The 19,291-nt window shown below is 36.0% G+C and carries 21 protein-coding genes and 1 tRNA gene; 6 read left to right on the top strand and 16 right to left on the bottom strand.

Annotation, left to right across the window (positions count from 1 at the left end):
* Positions 1-105: 105 nt before the first annotated feature.
* Positions 106-738, top strand: coding sequence for a hypothetical protein (locus ACWNCI_RS00775; protein WP_449386776.1), 633 nt, complete (start codon positions 106-108; stop codon positions 736-738).
* 13 nt (positions 739-751) lie between these two features.
* Here ACWNCI_RS00775 and ACWNCI_RS00770 read toward each other — a convergent pair whose 3' ends face one another.
* A complete protein-coding gene (locus tag ACWNCI_RS00770; RefSeq protein WP_449386775.1) occupies positions 752-1,312 on the bottom strand; it encodes an RNA polymerase sigma factor in 561 nt (186 codons plus the stop codon).
* A 306-nt stretch (positions 1,313-1,618) separates the two neighbouring features.
* On the opposite strand from ACWNCI_RS00770, the gene tyrS reads away from it, so the two are divergent.
* A complete protein-coding gene (gene tyrS / locus ACWNCI_RS00765; RefSeq protein ID WP_449386774.1) occupies positions 1,619-2,914 on the top strand; it encodes a tyrosine--tRNA ligase in 1,296 nt (431 codons plus the stop codon).
* Positions 2,915-3,041: 127 nt separating this feature from the next.
* On the opposite strand, the gene ACWNCI_RS00760 is transcribed toward tyrS, so the two are convergent.
* Positions 3,042-3,497 (bottom strand): hypothetical protein, encoded by a 456-nt coding sequence (locus tag ACWNCI_RS00760; protein WP_346986102.1) that lies wholly within the window; start codon positions 3,495-3,497, stop codon positions 3,042-3,044.
* 227 nt (positions 3,498-3,724) lie between these two features.
* Here ACWNCI_RS00760 and ACWNCI_RS00755 point away from each other — a divergent pair, with 227 nt between their 5' ends.
* The 3 genes from ACWNCI_RS00755 to ACWNCI_RS00745 all read left to right on the top strand — a co-directional run bounded on the left by ACWNCI_RS00755 (position 3,725) and on the right by ACWNCI_RS00745 (position 6,325).
* Positions 3,725-4,363, top strand: coding sequence for an alpha/beta hydrolase (locus ACWNCI_RS00755; protein ID WP_449386773.1), 639 nt, complete (start codon positions 3,725-3,727; stop codon positions 4,361-4,363).
* A 110-nt stretch (positions 4,364-4,473) separates the two neighbouring features.
* Positions 4,474-5,799, top strand: a complete 1,326-nt coding sequence (locus ACWNCI_RS00750) for a PDZ domain-containing protein (protein ID WP_449386772.1) — start codon at positions 4,474-4,476, stop codon at positions 5,797-5,799.
* Between the two features lies 1 nt (position 5,800).
* Entirely contained in the window at positions 5,801-6,325 is a 525-nt protein-coding gene (locus ACWNCI_RS00745) for a hypothetical protein (RefSeq protein WP_346986106.1), read from the top strand.
* 215 nt (positions 6,326-6,540) lie between these two features.
* Here ACWNCI_RS00745 and ACWNCI_RS00740 read toward each other — a convergent pair whose 3' ends face one another.
* The 10 genes from ACWNCI_RS00740 to ACWNCI_RS00695 form a co-directional block, all read right to left on the bottom strand.
* Positions 6,541-7,578, bottom strand: coding sequence for a L,D-transpeptidase (locus ACWNCI_RS00740; RefSeq protein ID WP_449386771.1), 1,038 nt, complete (start codon positions 7,576-7,578; stop codon positions 6,541-6,543).
* Positions 7,579-7,733: 155 nt separating this feature from the next.
* Positions 7,734-10,007, bottom strand: coding sequence for a beta-glucosidase BglX (gene bglX, locus ACWNCI_RS00735; protein WP_449386770.1), 2,274 nt, complete (start codon positions 10,005-10,007; stop codon positions 7,734-7,736).
* 228 nt (positions 10,008-10,235) lie between these two features.
* Positions 10,236-10,309: transfer RNA gene (locus tag ACWNCI_RS00730), tRNA-Asp, on the bottom strand.
* Positions 10,310-10,732: 423 nt separating this feature from the next.
* A complete protein-coding gene (locus ACWNCI_RS00725; protein WP_449386769.1) occupies positions 10,733-10,993 on the bottom strand; it encodes a hypothetical protein in 261 nt (86 codons plus the stop codon).
* A gap of 30 nt (positions 10,994-11,023) precedes the next feature.
* Entirely contained in the window at positions 11,024-12,139 is a 1,116-nt protein-coding gene (locus ACWNCI_RS00720) for an Acg family FMN-binding oxidoreductase (protein WP_449386768.1), read from the bottom strand.
* A gap of 89 nt (positions 12,140-12,228) precedes the next feature.
* The gene (locus tag ACWNCI_RS00715; protein WP_449386767.1) at positions 12,229-13,062 is read right to left on the bottom strand and encodes a universal stress protein; all 834 of its coding nucleotides are present in this window, start codon (positions 13,060-13,062) and stop codon (positions 12,229-12,231) included.
* Between the two features lie 62 nt (positions 13,063-13,124).
* A complete protein-coding gene (locus ACWNCI_RS00710) occupies positions 13,125-13,817 on the bottom strand; it encodes a DUF1003 domain-containing protein (protein ID WP_449386766.1) in 693 nt (230 codons plus the stop codon).
* Between the two features lie 58 nt (positions 13,818-13,875).
* Positions 13,876-14,136 carry a hypothetical protein gene (locus tag ACWNCI_RS00705; protein WP_449386765.1) on the bottom strand — a complete coding sequence of 87 codons (261 nt, stop codon included), beginning with the start codon at positions 14,134-14,136 and terminating at the stop codon, positions 13,876-13,878.
* Positions 14,129-14,467: a cupin domain-containing protein gene (locus ACWNCI_RS00700; protein WP_449386764.1), complete on the bottom strand. Its 339-nt coding sequence runs from the start codon at positions 14,465-14,467 to the stop codon at positions 14,129-14,131. Before ACWNCI_RS00700 ends, ACWNCI_RS00705 begins: the two co-directional genes overlap by 8 nt.
* An 81-nt stretch (positions 14,468-14,548) precedes the next feature.
* On the bottom strand, positions 14,549-15,109 hold the full coding sequence (locus ACWNCI_RS00695; RefSeq protein WP_449386763.1) for a helix-turn-helix domain-containing protein: 561 nt from the start codon (positions 15,107-15,109) through the stop codon (positions 14,549-14,551).
* 629 nt (positions 15,110-15,738) lie between these two features.
* Between ACWNCI_RS00695 and ACWNCI_RS00690 the strand changes: the two genes are divergently transcribed.
* Entirely contained in the window at positions 15,739-15,954 is a 216-nt protein-coding gene (locus tag ACWNCI_RS00690) for a hypothetical protein (protein WP_449386762.1), read from the top strand.
* Positions 15,955-15,981: 27 nt separating this feature from the next.
* Here the strand turns inward: ACWNCI_RS00690 and ACWNCI_RS00685 are convergent, their stop codons facing one another.
* From ACWNCI_RS00685 to ACWNCI_RS00670, 4 genes are all read right to left on the bottom strand, one after another.
* Complete coding sequence (locus tag ACWNCI_RS00685; RefSeq protein WP_449386761.1) at positions 15,982-16,371, bottom strand: hypothetical protein; 390 nt, start codon at positions 16,369-16,371, stop codon at positions 15,982-15,984.
* Positions 16,372-16,600: 229 nt separating this feature from the next.
* Positions 16,601-17,599 (bottom strand): MlaD family protein, encoded by a 999-nt coding sequence (locus ACWNCI_RS00680; protein ID WP_449386760.1) that lies wholly within the window; start codon positions 17,597-17,599, stop codon positions 16,601-16,603.
* A gap of 4 nt (positions 17,600-17,603) precedes the next feature.
* Complete coding sequence (locus tag ACWNCI_RS00675; RefSeq protein WP_449386759.1) at positions 17,604-18,356, bottom strand: ABC transporter ATP-binding protein; 753 nt, start codon at positions 18,354-18,356, stop codon at positions 17,604-17,606.
* A complete protein-coding gene (locus tag ACWNCI_RS00670; RefSeq protein ID WP_449386758.1) occupies positions 18,356-19,138 on the bottom strand; it encodes an MlaE family ABC transporter permease in 783 nt (260 codons plus the stop codon). Before ACWNCI_RS00670 ends, ACWNCI_RS00675 begins: the two co-directional genes overlap by 1 nt.
* Positions 19,139-19,291: the final 153 nt, after the last annotated feature.

The following is a 19,291-nucleotide window of genomic DNA, read 5'->3' as shown; positions in this document are numbered from 1 at the left end:
CTCTCAAATTGAGGGTCAAAGTTAGTGATTTTTTTATCGAAACAATCAAAGACAGAGATTGATGAAACATATAATTTTGTAATTTTAAGAATCCAAATTTTATTTATGAAAAATCTGTTCTGCTTCTCATTATTCTTATTCAGCATATTTTCTTTTGCGCAAAAAGAACTTCAGCCTGAAGGTTCAACCATCATTGAAACCGTGGATGGCGATCTTGATGGAGACAAGATTCCGGAAAAAGTCATTATTTACAATACAAAAGACAGCACCGATTTTGGAAATATCCGAGAAATACAGATATTAAAAAAGGTTAATGGGAAATGGGCCATTCTTGAAAAATCAAGAAATGCAATACTCAGCAGCGGAGACGGCGGAATGATGGGCGATCCATACCAGACAACGGAGATTAAAAATGGGATATTAATGATTACTCAGGCTGGCGGAAGCAGTTGGAAATGGGGATATACGGATAAATACAGATTTCAGAATGGTCATTTTGAATTAATAGGTTATTCATCCATTAGCGGAAAGCCTGAAGAGTACTCGACAGATGTTGATTTTAATCTGTCTACAGGCCAATTAACCTTTGTAAAAGAAGTTGAAAATACCAAGGAATACGGAAAATCCAAAAAGGAAATTTTTGTAAAGAAAGGATTAAAAATCAATCTTCAAAACAGAAATCTAAAGGACCGAAGAAAAATTATTTTGCCAAAAACGAAGGAAACGATTTATCTGTAAACTTAAAAATCAGTTAATTATCATTAAATTCATTGTTTTTCAACAATTCTGCCAACACTTTCTTGGCTCGCATAACACGAACTTTTGTATTCGCAACAGAAATTCCTAATTCTTCAGCAATTTCTTTAATGCTTTTTTCTTCAAAGAATCGCAGCCTGATGATATCCTGGTAATTGACATCCAAAGACTCAATGGTTTTAATGATCTTTTTCTGTTCTTCATCGGAAATCATGAGTTCTTCCGGTGATTTTGCGTATTGGTTTTTTACTTCTTCCAGATTTTCGGTAGGATCCTGGTTTTCGCGGCTTTTTCTTCTCCAGAAATCAATAATGGTATTTTGGGCAATGGTAAGCACCCAAGTTTTGAACTGAAAATGAGGATCATACATATCCAGCTTTGATAAAACTTTAGAAAAAACATTCACCGTGATTTCGTCTGCATCATTTTCATCATGAACTTTTTTCATTACAAAAGAAAAAACATTAACCCAAAAAACGTTGATGAGCCTGGTTTGAGCTTTCTGGTCTTTTTCCTTTGCCTTAGCAATAAGCTGGAATAATTGTTCGTCGTTCATTAATAACAAATATAATCGTTTTCAGCTGAAAATACAAAGCATGACATTAAATGAATTTTTCTGTAAAGTTGTATTACTGACTGAAGTTTAGCCTTGATCGAAGCATTTTGTCTGAGCTCATTTTTTGATTTCGGCGCGGCAGCTTCGCTGCCGCGCCGAAATCAAAAAATAGCGAGTGCGGAGAGCAGGAAAAAGCTCCTAAAAAAGAAATTGCAGTTTACATGAGTTATAAATGACAGATGTTCCTTTAGTCCTTATTTCCCTGAAATGATTATCTTTGCACACTAAATTTTAAAGTTAAAAATAATGAACTCTTTTATTGAAGAATTGAAATGGCGCGGTCTTTTTGCAGACATGATGCCCGGAACGGATGAACAACTGGATAAGGAAATGACAACTGCCTATATCGGTTTTGATCCTACCGCAGATTCTTTACATATCGGAAGTCTTATTCAGATAAAAATTCTTGCTCATTTTCAGCAGCATGGTCATAAACCTATCGCATTGGTAGGCGGGGCAACAGGAATGATCGGTGATCCTTCAGGAAAATCTTCAGAGAGAAATCTTCTTGATGAACAAACGCTACTTCATTATGTTGACTGTTTAAAAAATCAATTGTCAAGATTTCTTGATTTTTCAGGAAGCGAGCCTAATAAGGCAGAATTGGTGAACAACTACGACTGGATGAAAAATATTTCTTTCCTTGATTTTGCAAAAAACGTAGGAAAAAATATTACCGTGAACTATATGATGGCTAAAGATTCTGTGAAAAAGAGATTTTCAGGAGAATCCGGAGCAGATGGAATGAGCTTTACAGAATTTACCTACCAGCTTATCCAGGGATATGATTTCCTGCATTTATATCAAAACAATAATGTAAAGCTTCAGATGGGGGGTTCTGATCAATGGGGAAATATCACCACAGGTACAGAATTAATCCGCAGAAAAGCTCAGGGAGAAGCATTTGCATTAACTGTTCCTTTAATTACTAAAGCTGATGGCTCTAAATTCGGAAAATCAGAAAGCGGGGAAAACTACTGGCTGGATAAAAAGAAAACTTCGCCTTACAAATTCTACCAATTCTGGCTGAATGCTACAGATGATGATGCTGAAAGGTTTATCAAATTCTACACTTTCTTAGGAAAAGAAGAGATTGAAGCTTTAATTGAAGAACATAAAACCGCTCCAAACGAAAGAAAACTTCAGAAAAAACTGGCAGAAGAAGTAACGGTTTGGGTTCATGGAAAAGAAGAATATGAAAAAGCCCTGAAAGCTTCTGAAATTCTTTTTGGACGTTCAACTGCTGAAGATATGATGAGTCTGGATGAAGAAATTTTCCTTGAACTTTTTGACGGAGTTCCACAGAAAGAGATCGCAAAAGCTGATGCTTTGGGAATAAATATTATTGATCTTCTTTCGGAAAAATCAGGTTTTTTAAAATCTAAAAGTGAAGCTTCAAGAGAAATCAAAGGCAATGCAATTTCTGTGAATAAGCAAAAGGTAAACGATACTTTTATAGCTAATGAAACTGATCTTATTGACGGTAAATTTTTGTTACTTCAAAAAGGAAAGAAAAATTATTTTATTGTAAAAGTTATTTAAATCTTATCATTAATAAAAAACAGGATCGGCGCGGAATTTTCAATTCCGCGCCGATCTTTTAGCTCTTATTTCAATAAAAAAAGACCGCTAAAGCGGTCTTTTTTATTATATATTTAATTAATTATTCTTATAAACCTAAGAAACTGTAGAAAGTGGCCGTATTTTGCTCGCCGGATCCTACTACTTTATTTGTTTTTACCAGTTCTCCGTCAACGTAAATATTAACGATCAATTCTGAATCTGCATAAGGAAGAACCGCATTGGCAGCAATATTTAATTGAGACTGACTTGAATTGACAAACTGGTCTCCTGAAGTCCAAACTAATCCTGTTGGATTGAAAGTCGTTTGGGGACTGGTTCCTATCTGAGTAACAACAGCTTTAAAATTAACTGTAGGAGGTGTAGTCGGCGCAGGAGTCGGGCCTTTCACATTTATTCTTGCTTCAAGCTGAACAATGTGATCCGTGAATTCGTCGTCATCATCATCGTCCTTACACGAATTTACTACAGAAATTACCGATAATAATACGGCGAATAAAAAGGAAAGCCTAAGTAAACTTTTTGATTTGTAGAATTGCTTCATTTTTCCAAATAGATTTTTAATGTTCCAAATATAGGTTTTTTATCAATATAAAAATACCTTTTATGAAAAATTTCCAACGAAGATTTGCAAATACTGTCAAATTAATAAATATTCAAAACTGCATTTTATTATATTTCGATATTAATCGAAAGAGGAAGACAGATTGTCACAACATTTCAGATGGCGTTATTTTTATAGTATAAATCTTTATTAATTATCTTTGCTTCATGAATTTAGATTACATCGTAAGAGAACCTGAAAATATCACTCCACAAACCTCCGTTCTTTTTATGCTTCACGGATACGGAAGTAATGAGCAGGATCTTTTCAGCTTTAGGGAAACGCTTCCTGAAGACTGGATTATCGTAAGTTTCCGGGCACCAAGAGCAACACAGTTTGAAGGATATTCCTGGTATGATATCGATTTTAACAATCCTGACCGTTTTGTGGACACCGAACAGGCTACAGAATCACTAAACAGTGTTTTGGAAAGCATTCTTAAAATCATCAATCATTATGGAATTACAGAAGGGAAAACCCATCTTTGCGGCTTCAGCCAGGGTGGAATTCTATGTTATGCCCTAGCTCTTAAATATCCTGAAATGTTTAATTTGGTGGCGTGTCTGAGCAGTTATCCTGAAGAAAAATTATTAACTGGCATTGTAAAAGACAAGAAAAAACTTGAAAAACTGCGCTTCTTCATTTCTCACGGTACCGATGATGCGGTGATTCCCATTGAATGGGGAAGAAAAGCAGCTGATCTGCTGTATGACCTCAGCTGTTATTTTAGTTTCAGAGAATACATGAGCGGACACGGCGTGAACCAGAAAAATTATATGGATCTGATGGAATTCTTTTCAAAATAAGATTTATAAAAGTTCAGATATTTTATTTATTCATTAAAAAATAGACAAGCATTCTTGAAACAGAGAATGCTTTTTTCATTTTATAAAGATAAAATGAGTAAATTCAATACATGAAACTGAACTACTTTCTCTGGATATTTTTCTTTGGTATTTTCACGAATGCCCAAAATTCCTTTAAAGTTCAGGAAGGAAAAAAAACGGTGATTCCCTTTAAACTCATCAATAATTTAATATTTATTCCGGTAAATATTAACGGTGCCGATCTCACCTTTTTACTGGATACGGGTGTCGCGGAAACATCCATTTTCAGTCTCGAAAACAAAGAAGTAAAACTTACCAATGTTGAAAAAATAAAATTTTCCGGGCTAGGTGGCGAAAAAAGTATTGATGGCTTCCGATCTGACGATAATATTGGAAAGATAGGCAAGAATTATGTGAATGATTCCATGACGATATTTATTATTACCGATCAGGATTTTAATATCTCTTCCCACGTCGGAATTCCTGTTAACGGCATTATTGGCTATCATTTTTTCAAGAACCACCCTGTCCTGATCGACTATACTTCAAAAAAGATCATCATTTATAACGACGAAAATTTATTCAGAAAAAAGGTTAAGAATTTCAGCGAACTTGATATAAGCATTGAAAAAAGTAAGCCTTACATTATTGCTGACGTGGAAATGACGAACGAACGAAAAAGTTCAAAACTACTTATTGATCTCGGAAACAGCGACCCGATATGGCTCTTTCCTAAACTTATTAAAGACTTCGTTTATAACCGTCCGAATATTGATGATTTTCTCGGAAGAGGTTTTAATGGCGACATTTATGGCAAGAGAAGCAGAATTCATAACTTTTATTTAGGTAATTTCAGATTTGAAAAGCCACTCACAGCAATGCCTGACGAGTATTCTATCCAGCATGTCAATCTTGTTGAAAACAGAAAAGGATCTTTAGGCGGAGACATTATGCGACGTTTTACGGTGGTTTTTGATTATCCTCACGAAAAAATATATATAAGAAAAAACAGGAATTATGACGATCCTTTTCATTTCAATATGAGCGGACTGGATTTCAAACAGGACGGGATGGAATGGACCAAAGACATGGTGAATCTTCCGGCTAAAAACCAGGGCAATTTATCCGGAGGAGTTGAGGTATTAAATAATAACCTGCAGTACAATTTTATTTTAAAGCCTATATTTTCAATTGCCGGTGTACGTAAAGATTCTCCCGGAGCAAAAGCCGGATTGCAGAAAGATGACCGGCTGATCAGCATTAATGGCAAGAAAACCGCTGATATGACTTTACAGAAAATAATGGAACTTATGAAATCTGAAGAAGGAAGAACCATAGAAATGCTTATTGAAAGAAAAAACAGGCAGATGTCTCTACGGTTTACTTTGGAAGACCCCATCCCTTATCAAGAATAATATGAATACAGAAGAAACAACACTCGACAAAATAAGAACAAGACCAAGGTTTAAGATGTTCACGCATCTTACCAAAGAGGAGTATGCAGAAAATCTCAAGAAATATCTTGCAGAGCATAAAGATGAGTTTTCCGGAAACATTAATAAAGAGGTTGCTACCATTTGTGTAGAAACCGAATATGAAGGCTACTGGAAACCAAGACTTTCTCTGCGGATAGAGATCGAAGATGACCAGATCGCAATACGAGGTATTTTCGGGCCCAGCTCTGCGGTATGGACATTTTTTATGTTTCTTTATTTCTCCTTTTCTATCCTCTGGATGGTATTTTTCTCTATGTATTATGTTGAAAAACAGATTAAGAGCCATGATTTTCCGTGGGCGCTCAACGCTTCCTTTGCCATGCTTTTTTGTATAGCGATTACCTATGCCGCAGCAAGATTCGGGCAACATAAAGCCAAAGATGAAATGCTGAAGCTCAGAAGATTTGCCGAAGAATCTACTTTACAATTTGAAAAGATAAATTAATAGTTAAAACTGAAATCTGAAGCAATAAGAAAACCTTATAGAAATAATGCTCCCAGCATCCGTAAAAAAGCTGCGCAGGTTTTAGGTGAAAGGTGCTTAGGTTTTGATCAAAAGGTGCGCAGGTTTACTATAAAACCTGCGCACCTTTTATAGTACTTCAAAGCATCATCTTGTGATGCTGAAAATATTTGTATAAAATTTTAATCAGAATTCACTTAAGGTTCAACCGTTTTTGTAGTCTGTGGCATTTGTTCCACAACGGCTTTTGCCGCTTTGATGGAATCCACTACCCTTTCTCTATTATCCTGTTCTTTCAGGATTTTCTGAATATTCGGTTCAATCATTTGGGTCATCTGTTCAACAGAAACATTGTTGGAATTCGGGTCATTAAGTAATTTTCTCCAGGGCTTACGTTTTCCCCACGGATAATCTCCATACACCAGCACGGGTGTTCCTTTTGCTTTCGTAGTCGCACCTCCCGGATTCAGAACCCATGTATCAGCGTAGCCGTAAAGCCATTTTGCATCATTCATGAGCAATCGTAAGCAAGAATGCGAGGCAGGATAGCCCGGAAGGTCATACTGATGCCATCCGATCCCATCAAGATTGAAAATATTGAAATTATAAGGTAATTTCCATTCACTGCTTACCGTAGAAATGGCAAGCTGTTTTTTCCAGTTTGCAAAAGTAAGTCCGGTTTTTGTCTTGGCAGATTTTTTACCCATGCTTGTCGGGCCCCATTTAACCAAAGTTCCGTTTGAATAAACTCCATATGCCTGGATAGGATATGAGAATACAACGAATTTTTTTACAGGACTCAGCACATCAATCTGCATGGGAAATGGTGAATATTCCATTAATGTAGTATCAATTTTGGCAGGAACCACCAAGGTGTCTGCGTTCCATTTGTTTTTGGAATCAAGCCTATTTAGAGCCAGAATTACATAGCGTTCTTTCTCCGTAAATTTTTTGTTGAATGAAGCAAACAGAGAGTCTCTGACTTTTTTATCTTTAGGAAAAATATAGGCATTGTAGAAGCCGTATTCCTGAACGGCAGGCGGCAGTGATTCCTTTTGAACTACAGAATCTTTTTCTATTGTTGAAGAATCTTTTTCTTCAGAATTTTCCGTAACAGATGAAACTGTATCATCGATTTTGTCACTTATTTTCTCAATGTCCTTTTTACAGGAAACCAGTGTTAAAGCGATAAATAATGTGTAGAGAAATGATTTTTTTACAGATATGTTTTTCATAAATAAAATTACCGGAATAGTTTTGCTACTCAGTACAAATATCAGACCTAAATCCGAATAATAAAAATCAATACATAAAATACCGTAAAAAACCGGGGATACTTACAATACGGTGATTACTTAGATATTTTATGTATTTGTTAAAAATTAAAAAACTATTTACTCCACATTACTGTTTTGGATTTTAAATTGTGGGAATCTGCACCTATCATTATTTCAAATTCACCTTCTTCCCAATCAAAAACAAGGTCTTCATTATAAAATTTCAAGAGTTCAGGCGTAATATTAAAAACTATATTTTTTGTTTCTCCTGTCTTAATAAAAATCTTTTCAAATCCTTTAAGCTCTTTTACCGGTCGGGTAATACTGGCCACTTTATCACGAATATAAAGCTGTACCACCTCTTCGCCATCATAATGTCCTGAATTGGTAATATCAATGCTTACTTTTAAAGTTTCATTTCCTTTTAATTGATTGTTGGAAAGCTGTAGATTTCCATATTTAAAATGTGTATAGCTCAATCCGAACCCAAAAGGAAATAAGGGATCATTACTTTCATCAAGATAATTAGATTTATATTTCTCAAACCGACCGTCATTGAATTCCAACGGTCGACCTGTATTTTTATGATTATAATAAATCGGAATCTGTCCTGCGGAACGTGGGAAAGTCATCGGAAGTTTTCCCGAAGGATTTACACTTCCAAACAGCACATCCGCAATAGCATGTCCTGCTTCAATCCCCGGAAACCAAACGTTGATAACGGAATCCGGAATATCAATCATCTGCGACAGATCTAAAGGCCTTCCCGTAAACAATACAACGACTACAGGTTTATTTAATCTTTTCATCTCCTTAAGCAGTAACAATTGATTTTCAGGAAAACGGATGTCTGTTTTGCTGGAAGATTCACCTGTCATTTCCGAAGCCTCGCCTAATACAAGAACGATCTTATCCGCAGTTTTTGCCTTTTCCAGAGCTTCCTTTAAAAGAATTTCTGCTGATATTCTGGGCTGCTCTTTCGTAAATTCTATAAATGAATTCTTTTCGAGATTACGATTTTCGGTAATATTGCATCCTCTTGCATACGAAAAGTTCTTTTTCTCTGAAAGCTCCTCCAGTGCATTTTTTAAGGTAACTGATTCCTTATAATCTACCACAACAGACCATGTTCCCGGCATATTTGCTTTATCATCAAGCAATGGCCCGATGAAAGCAATCTTATCCGTTTTCTTTAAAGGTAAAGCCTGATTATTATTTTTCATCAGCACAAAAGTCTGGGAAGCAATTTCTCTGGCTGTTTTTCTGTTTTCGGGAGTAAGAATATCTGTTTTTAATCTTTTCTCATCCAAATAACGGTATGGATCATCAAATAATCCTAAATTATATTTCATTTCCAAAACTCTTTGGCAGGCCTTGTTTACTTCTTCCTCAGAGACTATATTTTCCTGAACTGATTTTTTTAATGTTTTAAGGTAATCTTCCCCTACCATATCCATATCGGTTCCGGCTTTTAAAGCTCTGGCTGCAACTTTTTGCTCATCTCCCAGCCCATGTGCCTTAAGTTCTTTAATTGCAGTAAAATCAGTCACTACAAATCCTTTAAATCCCCACTCCTTTCGTAGTACATCTGTAAGCAGCCATTTGTTGGCCGTAGCAGGCACCCCATTGATATCATTGAATGAAGTCATTACTGTAGCAGCCCCGGCGTCTATTGCCGCTTTATAAGGAGGAAAATATTCATTGTACATACGGTTTTTGCTCATGTCCACAGAATTATAATCCCTTCCCGCTTCAGCAGCTCCGTATAATGCAAAATGTTTAAGGCAGGCCAGGATGGTATAGTTCTTCGACAAGTCATCTCCCTGATACCCCTTAACAAAAGCTTCCGTGATTCTGGAAGCAAGAAACGGATCCTCGCCCGCACCTTCAGCTGCTCTTCCCCACCGCGGATCCCGGCTGATGTCTGCCATTGGAGAATACGTCCAGTTAATTCCATCCGCAGAAGCTTCCTTTGCTGCAATAAAGGCCGCTTTCTGAACCAGTGCCGGTTTCCATGATGCTGATAATGCCAAAGGAATAGGAAATCCCGTTTTGTAGCCATGAATCACATCCAGCCCGAAAATAAGTGGAATTTTAAGCCGAGATTCGTTTACTGCAATTTCCTGTGTTTTCTTTATCCGGCTCAATGTTGTCATATTTAGAACAGCACCCAGCTTTCCTTCTTTAATATATTGCTCTGCATCAGCGCTTACTGCTGCGCCAGTTTTCACGTCTCCCGGCGGCGAAATGAGATTGAGCTGACCTATTTTTTCTTCCAGGGTCATTTTGCTCATCAGGTTTTTTATAAAAATATCTCTCTTTGGATTGCTTTGAGCAGCGACTAAAACAGCAGTTAATGAGAACAGGATAATTTTTATTTTTTTCATTATTGAATGTTTAAATATGACATACAACTTCCATAAAATTTCTGTAAAAAACAATAGATGATAAATTTAAGGAAAATTTATCATGTAAGGTGGAAACAATAAGAATAAGAAGACCCACAAGTAAGTTCTGTTCAACATTCAAGGCCTGTCTGATTTGGAATTAAATTTACTGAAGATTAGAAATAAAAAAGACCTGTATTATTACAATACAAGTCTAACCATTTTCAGCGATCCGGACGGGACTCGAACCCGCGACCTCCGCCGTGACAGGGCGGCATTCTAACCAGCTGAACTACCGGATCAATTTTTAAACAAACTGATGAAACTTCAGCGATTCGGACGGGACTTGTTCTTATTAAAAAAACTCCTTATCCATAGGCTTTATGTCGTTCTCTTTTTTTTAGGTAACTGAACAGGTCACTTTTTAAAACAAGATTAAGAGCGTTTGTTTTTACTGGTGCAAATATATGTCTTTTTTTAGTTTTTCCAAAAAAAAGACTCCTTTTGACTACAAATTTTTACTAAAACACAGACTATCAAAGACAAAAATCACTCTCTCTATTTTTATTTCTACAATAATGATCGCTTTAATAAAAGTGGCCATAAACGGCATCAAAAAATTAAAACATTACTCATTTTGTAATCCCATTCATTGCATTAATTTATAAGTAAAATTAAATTTTGGTACAATCAAGTATATTGCCACCATAATTTAAAATTCTTAGTCAAACATCATTATACCAAATCAATAGGATGAAATCGGATATTATTTCCTTAAATTGAAGGTTTAAATAACTAACCATGAAAATTATAACAATCATTGTTTTAACCTGTTCAAATATTTGTTTTGGACAGATTAAATCTGATTTCAATAAAAAGAATCCAAAATCATAACCACAAATGATCAATGCTCCACCACCAAAAATTGCACTTATTCCCAGAAACAGGAGAAGTGAAATGTATATGGAATGAACTGTCTTTTTCATAACGTTATCTTATTGTTGCATATTATAAAATCAGTTCCTGATAAACCAGTTAATGGGACGTCGGAGCGTGACCGGATCGGGATAATTTTCCACATAGCCGACCTTCAGTAAGAATTGGATACTCTCTTTTATCCCAATAGCTTTATTAACCGTTGTCCTGGTTTTTTCTTCTTCTAAGATCTGCGTCATCGGATGAATGGCAATCTTTCTGTCACGGGCTTTCAACCAGACGCGCTGTAGTCTTCTGCCCGCCTCTAATAATGATAATACCGAATGATCAGGACTTGAGATCACCAGCCAGCCTGCAGATTGCGAAACCTGTTCTACAACTTTAGCAATGCTCTTTTCCCTAAATTCCTGCTTCATTACGTTTTGCTTATCATAAAAATTACGAACAATCCAGCCTGAAAATCCTTCAATTTCCATACTCGCAGGCGTAAGCCCGTCCCTGTATTTTTCTGCATCTTCATTGGAAAACCGAATCCAATCTGCCAATTCTTTTTGGGCAACATCCCGATAGGATTGTATTCTATTGGCTTCTATTGTTTGCTCATTTAAATACAAATGCGCCTTTGATGTATTAGGGAAGTATGTTATAAAGTCTGTTTCATTTTCTAGTAAATAGTACAGATCTTTCTTGTTAATAATGTCATTCAGATAATTCGATCTCAGTGTTCTTCTGTCCTGTATTTTTTTGATGTCAAATTTTTGAACAGGTAATGATATGGATAATTTTACGGTTACAATTTCTTCATCCTCATTACTCGACGCCAGTATGTCGAATGCACAGCTGTACCCTAAATTATTGGCTGCATATTCTAAATTTTGAAGAAAAGCCCCGATCGATAGAATGGTTTCGCGTTGTGTCGGATCCACGCCATCAAGCCATCTCGTCCTGTCATTACAAACAGTCCAATGGAAAGGTTCGTGATATTTGACAAACCAAGGTTGTGTGTTGTGACCACTGGGAGCGAGTGATGCCAGCATCAAAATCTCCTTTTCATCACTTTGCATCGGGATTTTAGTTTTTAGATCTGTTTCCAGATCGGCTCTTTCAAAATTGGATGTATCACTCGTCAAATAATAAGTGGTACCAGCAATAACAATTGTTGCAGTGGTATACTTTATAAAATTTCTCCTATCCATAACAGTTCATTAATCTTTTCAAACCCGTTTATTTAAATTTAAAAACTGTCATTCGACATTTTTCAAGTTTCCTTTTGGTGAAAAATTATCTATAGTTTTCTAAACACCAACAAAGGAACTTTGGTGTGAAATGAATACTCTTCTGAATTGCCGGTATAGAATATATTCTCAAACCAGTTTCTGTTTTGTTGTGTAAACATGACCAATACGGAAGGTTCCACTTTTTGAACAGCAGATTCTATAGCTTTGATCAGGTCATCCTCTTCCCTTTTATCGCTAATATAGATACTCACAGGATAGTTTGCTATTTGTTCTATCCTTTTTTCTACAATTTTTCTGTTTTCTTCCTTCAAAGACATAGAGGTGAAATTCAGCAACTCAACAGAAGCCCCAAGTTCTCTGGCAAATGACACGACCCTGATGATTTCATGTTCATAATCATCAAGATCGGATGCATAGATAAAAGATCTAATTTTACTTGGTTTATAATCGTGAGGTACCACTATAACAGGAACTTTGGAGTCATGAATCAAATTTGATGTGATGGTTCCCAAGACTTTTTTGAAGATTCCCGTACCTCTGGTGCTTATACAAATGTAGTCATAGGTATGTTTCTCGGCATATTCTAAGATACTCGATTCGGGCAAGACAGACAACTCTACAGCATACTGGATATGTTGTGGCTTGATATGCATGGCAGCGTATATTTTTTCTACAAAACGAACGAGTTTAGCATGAATCAATTCCTTTTGTTCATCCTCATATTCATCCATCCTCACAGCATCCCAGGCGGAAGGCGTCTGCAGATGGTGGACATTGAGAAAGGTAAGGTGACAGGCATTCTGGGCAGCTAACTGAATAGCAAACCGCAATCCGGATTTCGAATGATCCGAAAAATCCGTTGTAACAAGAATTTTTTCCACTTTTTTTAGAATTTGTATGGTTTGATAATTCTATTTTTTAGAATTTAATTAAACTGAATCGCTTATTTCTTTTTGAGGACATTCATCAGGTCTTCCAGATAATCGGTCTGTAGTTCCTGAATTTCCAGTAGTTTTTTATTTTGGTTGACCAGTAGATGGTCTATTTTCTCACTCAGAAGTTTGATCTCCAGCTCGGCTTTCAGATTGATCTTGTAATCGTGTTCGCCTCTTATTCTGTCTTTTTGCTCCTGACGGTTCTGGCTCATCATAATGATGGGGGCCTGGATCGCTGCCAGACAGGAAAGAATTAAATTCAGTAAAATGAATGGATATGGATCAAAGGGCTTCGTTGATATAAATAAGATATTGATGAAGATCCAGATCAGGATAAAAGAGAAGAATACAATAATAAATGACCAGCTTCCGCCAAAAGACGCCACCTTGTCTGCTAGCTTTTCTCCTGTGGTAAGATCTGCCTCGATTTCGTTCTGGATATTCTCAGAAAGAATGGAATTGTTTTTAATGGCATCCATGACATCCAGATCTATGATCTCCAGTTCTCCCCTTTCTTCGACAATCAATGAGGTCAGGTATAATCTACGGTACTGATTAAGTTCAGTGATAGAAATAAAATCTTTTTTACCGAACTCAGGAAATTTTCTGTTGATGAGATCGAAAATTCCTTCCCGGAGATCTTCTCCCTTCACTTCTTCTCCTTCCCGAATTTCCTGATGACTGAGGTAACTTGTTTCCATTGTAACAGATTTACTTTTAAATTAGCAGAATTATTGTTACACAGGAGTTTCATTCTATTCATATAAAAAATGAAATACCAAAATGTAATGAATTTTTATCGGTCAATCTTAATTTCCATTCCTGAAAATTTTTTAATTGTCTTATCACTGAATTGCGGGGATATTCCAGATCACTGACAAATAATATATCTTTTGTTCCGGCTTTAAGCTGTGGTTTTTCATCTGAAAGAATATATAATTCCACAAACTGTGTTTGCGTTTCAGAAGTACCATCAAAGATTTCTACTTCCAAAACCTGTGTTCTATTATGATCATTCATAACCGTTTTTTATAATGGTCAAGATCATTTTAAAGCGTTCATTGGCTTTGACAACATTCGGTTTATGCGCAGGAATGATGATCGATTGTCCAGTGTCTAAAACAAAGGATTTTCCGTCAATGGCGATCTCAGCTTTACCTTCTATAATCTGGGCAAAGGTGTCAAATGGCGATATTTTTTCAGTTATGCCTTCGCCGCTGTCAAAGGACATCACGCTGATATTGCCCGTAGATTTTTTCAAAATCGTTTTGATGACGACTGAATTGGGAATATATTCGATGATTTCTACCGTGATATAGGCTGTTGATTTTTCGAGTTCGTTATTATCCATAATATAGTTGTTCTGATGAATATTAAAAAGTAAGTATCTTATTTCTTCTATTAAATTGATACAGTAAAGAACAAGAAGACGCTAAATATCTTCAAGATTTTGCTTTCTTTTTTGACCTAGCTGCTTGTAGTATGATGGACTTAGTCCTGTTACTTTTTTGAACTGATTGGACAAATGAGCAACACTGCTGTAATTGAGTTTATAAGCAATCTCTGTAAGGTTCAGCTCATCATAAAGCAGTAATTCTTTAGCTTTTTCTATCTTGTGATTAATAATGTAATGCTGGATGGTGATCCCTTTCACCTCTGAAAATGTATTGGCGAGATAGGTATAGTCATAACCCAGTTTTTCACTGAGATAGTCGGAGAAGTTTTGTTTTGGCAGTTCATCTGCGTAATGCACCATTTCGATGATGACACTTTTTATTTTTTCGATTAAAATACTTTTCTTGTCATCAAGCAGCTGCAATCCGGATTTTGATAAAATCTCAGAAAGCTGTAACCTATGCTCTTCACTTGTTTTTTCAGGGGTTTCTACCAAACCCAGCTCTATACTCAGATATTTTATATTTAAACTATCCAAAGCATCCTTAACTACCATTTTGCAGCGAAGGCTTACCATATATTTGATGTATAATTTCATAAGCATTTCTAAGTATTTGCATCGTATGATGATGATTTATGATATTAAACGGATAGTAAGAAAGGCTTTTCCTTAATGAAAATTCGGGGATCTTTATGATTATCTTATCGTTGCTATCAAAGGTAGACTATTATTATCCAGATACACCAACATTCATCTTTCTTTGTTCGGAACCTGTAATATATCTTATTATCAAATAAATAGATAAACCGATGATCGCTGAAAAAAAACACCACACGGATAATACATAATGTTCGTGAAAAATAGCTGACATGATATAAGATATTAAAATGGCACTTCCAAAAATCCACATTTTACAGTCAAAAATAAAGGTGTGAAATCTGTTATTTTCCCACAGAAACATACAACTTCTGTGCAGAAAAAAGTACAATCTTTGTACAGTGAAAAAATGGGCAAATGCCGACTGCTTAATTTTAGTTAATCGTAGCCTGTGTTTTCTATAAAAGGCAGATGATGAGAAAACCAATTATTTAATTCATTTTCATTTAAGACCATTGAGAATATCTGTTTAAAAAAAATGCTGACGAAAAGAAAAATATTCTGACTATGTTATGCGACTCAACAACTATCAATTCCATTGAAGATATCCATTCGATAAAAATCAGTAAATGAAAAAGCTCATTATTTTTGATCTGGACGGCACTTTGGCTCTTAGCAAATCATCTGTAGATCAGGAGATGGCCAGATTATTAGATAGCTTATTGGATATTGCCAAAGTTGCCATCATTAAATGCTTCAAAACGCGTGTCACAGGTTATACTGCTTTCATCCATTGCAAGAATATCCTTTCCGTTGGCAAAAAGTTGCGCAATCGTCTTTTTTAATATCTGTGATTCATGTGATTAATATTTTTAGTGTAAGTTCTCCACACTAAAATGATCGCGAACAAAGGCGTGCTCCTGGCCCTCCGTCATCTTATCTGTATGTTTTATCTCAAATTTTATTTTTGAAAAAAGATGATCTTTTTCTAAAACATTCAGAAGTTCAGTTTTAGCTTCCGTAGGACCAAACAATAACACATCATCATAGTTTCTGATGTATTTGCCTATTTCTTTGTAATATTCGTAATCATCGTGCTGCTTTTTTTTGTGCATCATTTTTTCACTTTTTACCAGCGATCTCTCCCTTTCGGCATCAGTGAATTTTGAGATCACGACTTTGGTAACCATAGGTTCACCATATTCTATCAAATGGGCATGTGAATGATCCATGCAAATACCTGTTTTTCTTTCTGTTTCCATTATTGTTGAATTTATCTGTAATTAAAATTTTATTTTTTAGTGTCTGTTGCCTTCCATTTCCAGTTTAGGATCTCGGGGAGGTCTTTCCCATGTTGATTCACATGTCTTGAAAATCTGCTGTAAGTTTAGTGCAATGAATTTTCCGACAAAGACATGTCGATTAAAAACCCGGTTCGGTAAAGTAGATAATTAGTTTTAAAGAAATTACCAAAAAATTAAAAACTAGCGATTATGGTTTTATTTCCTTTTTCTTGAGTTCTTTTTCCTGCTTGCGTTCTGCTTTTCTGAAATAACCACGGAATAGAAAATTATGCTTCAGCGCTTCCATGTTTTCATTTAATTTTTCCGCAGCCCCTTTCACACTGATGATTGTCGAATCGATATTTTTCACCAATGTTTCATCTTTTGTTATATAATTTAAAGAACCTTTTCCAGACTTGATCTCATCGACATAATCGTCCAAACTTTGAGAGATCTTGTTGATGTCTTTACTGGATTTTTCCAAATTAGAAAAAACATTTTGAATTTGTGCGCGCGATTTCGGATCACTTAGAAGAACTGCTGCTGCACTTTCGTCGTAGTTTATTTTTGAAATAATGGCATTTACTTTGGCCACAGCATCAGAAGCACCTTCTGCCGTTCTCTTCATTCCGGATACGGAATAACGTAGATCATTTTCAAGCAAAGTATCACTTAATATGGCGCCCAAAGAACCTTTGCCCTCAACAATCTTATGCGTGATTTTAGCAAGATCAGCAGTGATCAAAACAGCACTTTCGTTGGTTTTGCTAAAGGTCTCCATAATTTCATCGATAGTGATTTTCGTCTTCACCTGGATGTAGTCTCCTGAAACGACCATTTTTCCTGTTTTGTTTTCTCCTGGTATAATGTTGACAACCATACTCCCTACCAACCCGTCTGAAGCAATGCTTGCCACCGCATTTTTTTTGATGAATTTAGCCGCTTTTTCATCCACGGACATTTCTACCGTTATTTTACCTTCTGCTGTCATCTGTATTTTGCCAACAGTTCCCACATCGACACCGGAATAGCGGACATTGTTTCCAACCTGTAAACCGCTTACATCAGTAAAAACAGCGTACAACTGAATATTCTTGCTGAAGAGATGCTGTCTTTTCCCTACTGAATAAAGTGCTGTAATCAGAAGCATGGTCCCAACGATAATAAAAATACCGACACTTATTTTTTTTGAGGTAGCGTTTTCCATAATTTTAATTTTTAAAGAATGCCTTTACCTGAGGATCGTCAGAATTTGATAGTTCCTGAAAAGTTCCTTCGGCATAATTAGTACCGTCTACCAAAAGGATCATGCGGCTTGAGATAACTCTGGCGCAATCTACATCATGGGTAATAATGATAGACGATGTTTTGTACTTTAGTTGAATACTTCGCAGTAATTCTATAATTTCTTTTGAAGTGATCGGATCTAAACCTGTTGTAGGTTCATCATAGATCATGATTTTAGGCTTCAGGATCAGAGCCCTCGCCAATGCAACCCTTCTTTGCATTCCCCCTGAAAGTTCAGAAGGCATCATGTCGATGGTTTGTGAAAGACCGACATCTTTTAAAGCTTCTTTCACTAAAACTTCGGTCCCTGTGAAATTCTTAATTTTATCGATATTCCGTCTAAGAGGAAATTCTAAATTTTCCCTAACAGTCATTGAATCATACAAAGCACTTCCCTGAAAAAGAAAGCCAATTTCCGTTCTAAGTATATCCAGTTCTCGTTGACCCATTTTTGTAATATCCTCCCCTTTGATCGTAATGGTTCCCCCATCCGGCTTTATTAAACCAACAAGACATTTTACCATGACTGATTTTCCGGAGCCGGATTTGCCCATGATCACCAAACTTTCCCCCTCCAGTAGTTTTAGATTAAACCCTTTCAAAACATGGTTCTCACCAAAATTTTTAGTAATATTTTTTAGTTCTAAAACCGCCTGTATGTTATGATCTGTTTCCATTATACATTAAAAATAATATCGGTTACAAATACGGCTATGAAATCTATGATAAAGATCAACATCGAGGTATAGACGACCGCAGCGTTGGAGGCATCGCCTACTCCTACAGTTCCTTTCTCACAATTATAACCCTTATAACAGCCTATTAAACCTATGGCAAAACCAAAAAATATCGATTTTATGGTCGCAGGAATAATATCACCAAATTTTATAGAAGTAAAAACCTTATTAAAATAAAGTGTGAATGAAACATCAGACTTTAAATTTTCAACAATCGCCGAACCTACAAGCGAAATGCTGTCACCTACGATAATTAAGAGTGGAAGCATTAATGTGCTGGCAACGATGCGCGTGACAACCAAGTATTTGAATGGATTGGTACCGGAAACTTCCATGGCATCTATCTGCTCTGTCACTCGCATGGAACCTAACTCTGCTCCAATCCCAGAACCAACTCTTCCGGCACAGATCAGGGCGATGATCACGGGTCCAATTTCACGGATGATCGAAATACTGATCATCGATGGAATCCAAGATTCAGCACCGAATTGCTCCAGTGTCGGGCGGGATTGCAGGGTAAAGACCAAACCTAATATAAATCCTGTAACCATGACCAAGAGCAATGAACGGTTGCCAATATTGTAACATTGCCGAATAAGTTCTTTAAATTCAAAGGGCGGTATGAAAACTTCCCGAAAAAAACGTCCGGCAAATAGACCTATATCTCCCACTTCAGAGACGGAAGATTTTATTGAGGACGATGAAAGAAAAGTTTTAAACATAAAGTTTAGTTCTTCCTCAAATATACTCTTAATAAAATGGCTTATGTTACATAAAAAAATGATTTAGTTTAAAAAAAATGGGAAGAATCAAATTTGAAGTATATGAAGTCATTTAGAATATCATCTTGTTGTTTTATATTCATCAAATAATAT

It is taken from the genome of Chryseobacterium lineare (assembly GCF_977014045.1).
This window is presented reverse-complemented; position numbering and strand designations above follow the sequence as displayed.

What these genes read in the sequence shown, in the direction of transcription:
- ACWNCI_RS00775 (WP_449386776.1), top strand. Translation starts at nt 106, where the DNA reads ATGAAAAATCTGTTCTGCTTCTCATTATTCTTATTCAGCATATTTTCT.
- ACWNCI_RS00770 (WP_449386775.1), bottom strand. Translation starts at nt 1,312, where the DNA reads ATGAACGACGAACAATTATTCCAGCTTATTGCTAAGGCAAAGGAAAAA.
- tyrS (WP_449386774.1), top strand. Translation starts at nt 1,619, where the DNA reads ATGAACTCTTTTATTGAAGAATTGAAATGGCGCGGTCTTTTTGCAGAC.
- ACWNCI_RS00760 (WP_346986102.1), bottom strand. Translation starts at nt 3,497, where the DNA reads ATGAAGCAATTCTACAAATCAAAAAGTTTACTTAGGCTTTCCTTTTTA.
- ACWNCI_RS00755 (WP_449386773.1), top strand. Translation starts at nt 3,725, where the DNA reads ATGAATTTAGATTACATCGTAAGAGAACCTGAAAATATCACTCCACAA.
- ACWNCI_RS00750 (WP_449386772.1), top strand. Translation starts at nt 4,474, where the DNA reads ATGAAACTGAACTACTTTCTCTGGATATTTTTCTTTGGTATTTTCACG.
- ACWNCI_RS00745 (WP_346986106.1), top strand. Translation starts at nt 5,801, where the DNA reads ATGAATACAGAAGAAACAACACTCGACAAAATAAGAACAAGACCAAGG.
- ACWNCI_RS00740 (WP_449386771.1), bottom strand. Translation starts at nt 7,578, where the DNA reads ATGAAAAACATATCTGTAAAAAAATCATTTCTCTACACATTATTTATC.
- bglX (WP_449386770.1), bottom strand. Translation starts at nt 10,007, where the DNA reads ATGAAAAAAATAAAAATTATCCTGTTCTCATTAACTGCTGTTTTAGTC.
- ACWNCI_RS00725 (WP_449386769.1), bottom strand. Translation starts at nt 10,993, where the DNA reads ATGAAAAAGACAGTTCATTCCATATACATTTCACTTCTCCTGTTTCTG.
- ACWNCI_RS00720 (WP_449386768.1), bottom strand. Translation starts at nt 12,139, where the DNA reads ATGGATAGGAGAAATTTTATAAAGTATACCACTGCAACAATTGTTATT.
- ACWNCI_RS00710 (WP_449386766.1), bottom strand. Translation starts at nt 13,817, where the DNA reads ATGGAAACAAGTTACCTCAGTCATCAGGAAATTCGGGAAGGAGAAGAA.
- ACWNCI_RS00705 (WP_449386765.1), bottom strand. Translation starts at nt 14,136, where the DNA reads ATGAATGATCATAATAGAACACAGGTTTTGGAAGTAGAAATCTTTGAT.
- ACWNCI_RS00700 (WP_449386764.1), bottom strand. Translation starts at nt 14,467, where the DNA reads ATGGATAATAACGAACTCGAAAAATCAACAGCCTATATCACGGTAGAA.
- ACWNCI_RS00695 (WP_449386763.1), bottom strand. Translation starts at nt 15,109, where the DNA reads ATGAAATTATACATCAAATATATGGTAAGCCTTCGCTGCAAAATGGTA.
- ACWNCI_RS00690 (WP_449386762.1), top strand. Translation starts at nt 15,739, where the DNA reads ATGAAAAAGCTCATTATTTTTGATCTGGACGGCACTTTGGCTCTTAGC.
- ACWNCI_RS00685 (WP_449386761.1), bottom strand. Translation starts at nt 16,371, where the DNA reads ATGGAAACAGAAAGAAAAACAGGTATTTGCATGGATCATTCACATGCC.
- ACWNCI_RS00680 (WP_449386760.1), bottom strand. Translation starts at nt 17,599, where the DNA reads ATGGAAAACGCTACCTCAAAAAAAATAAGTGTCGGTATTTTTATTATC.
- ACWNCI_RS00675 (WP_449386759.1), bottom strand. Translation starts at nt 18,356, where the DNA reads ATGGAAACAGATCATAACATACAGGCGGTTTTAGAACTAAAAAATATT.
- ACWNCI_RS00670 (WP_449386758.1), bottom strand. Translation starts at nt 19,138, where the DNA reads ATGTTTAAAACTTTTCTTTCATCGTCCTCAATAAAATCTTCCGTCTCT.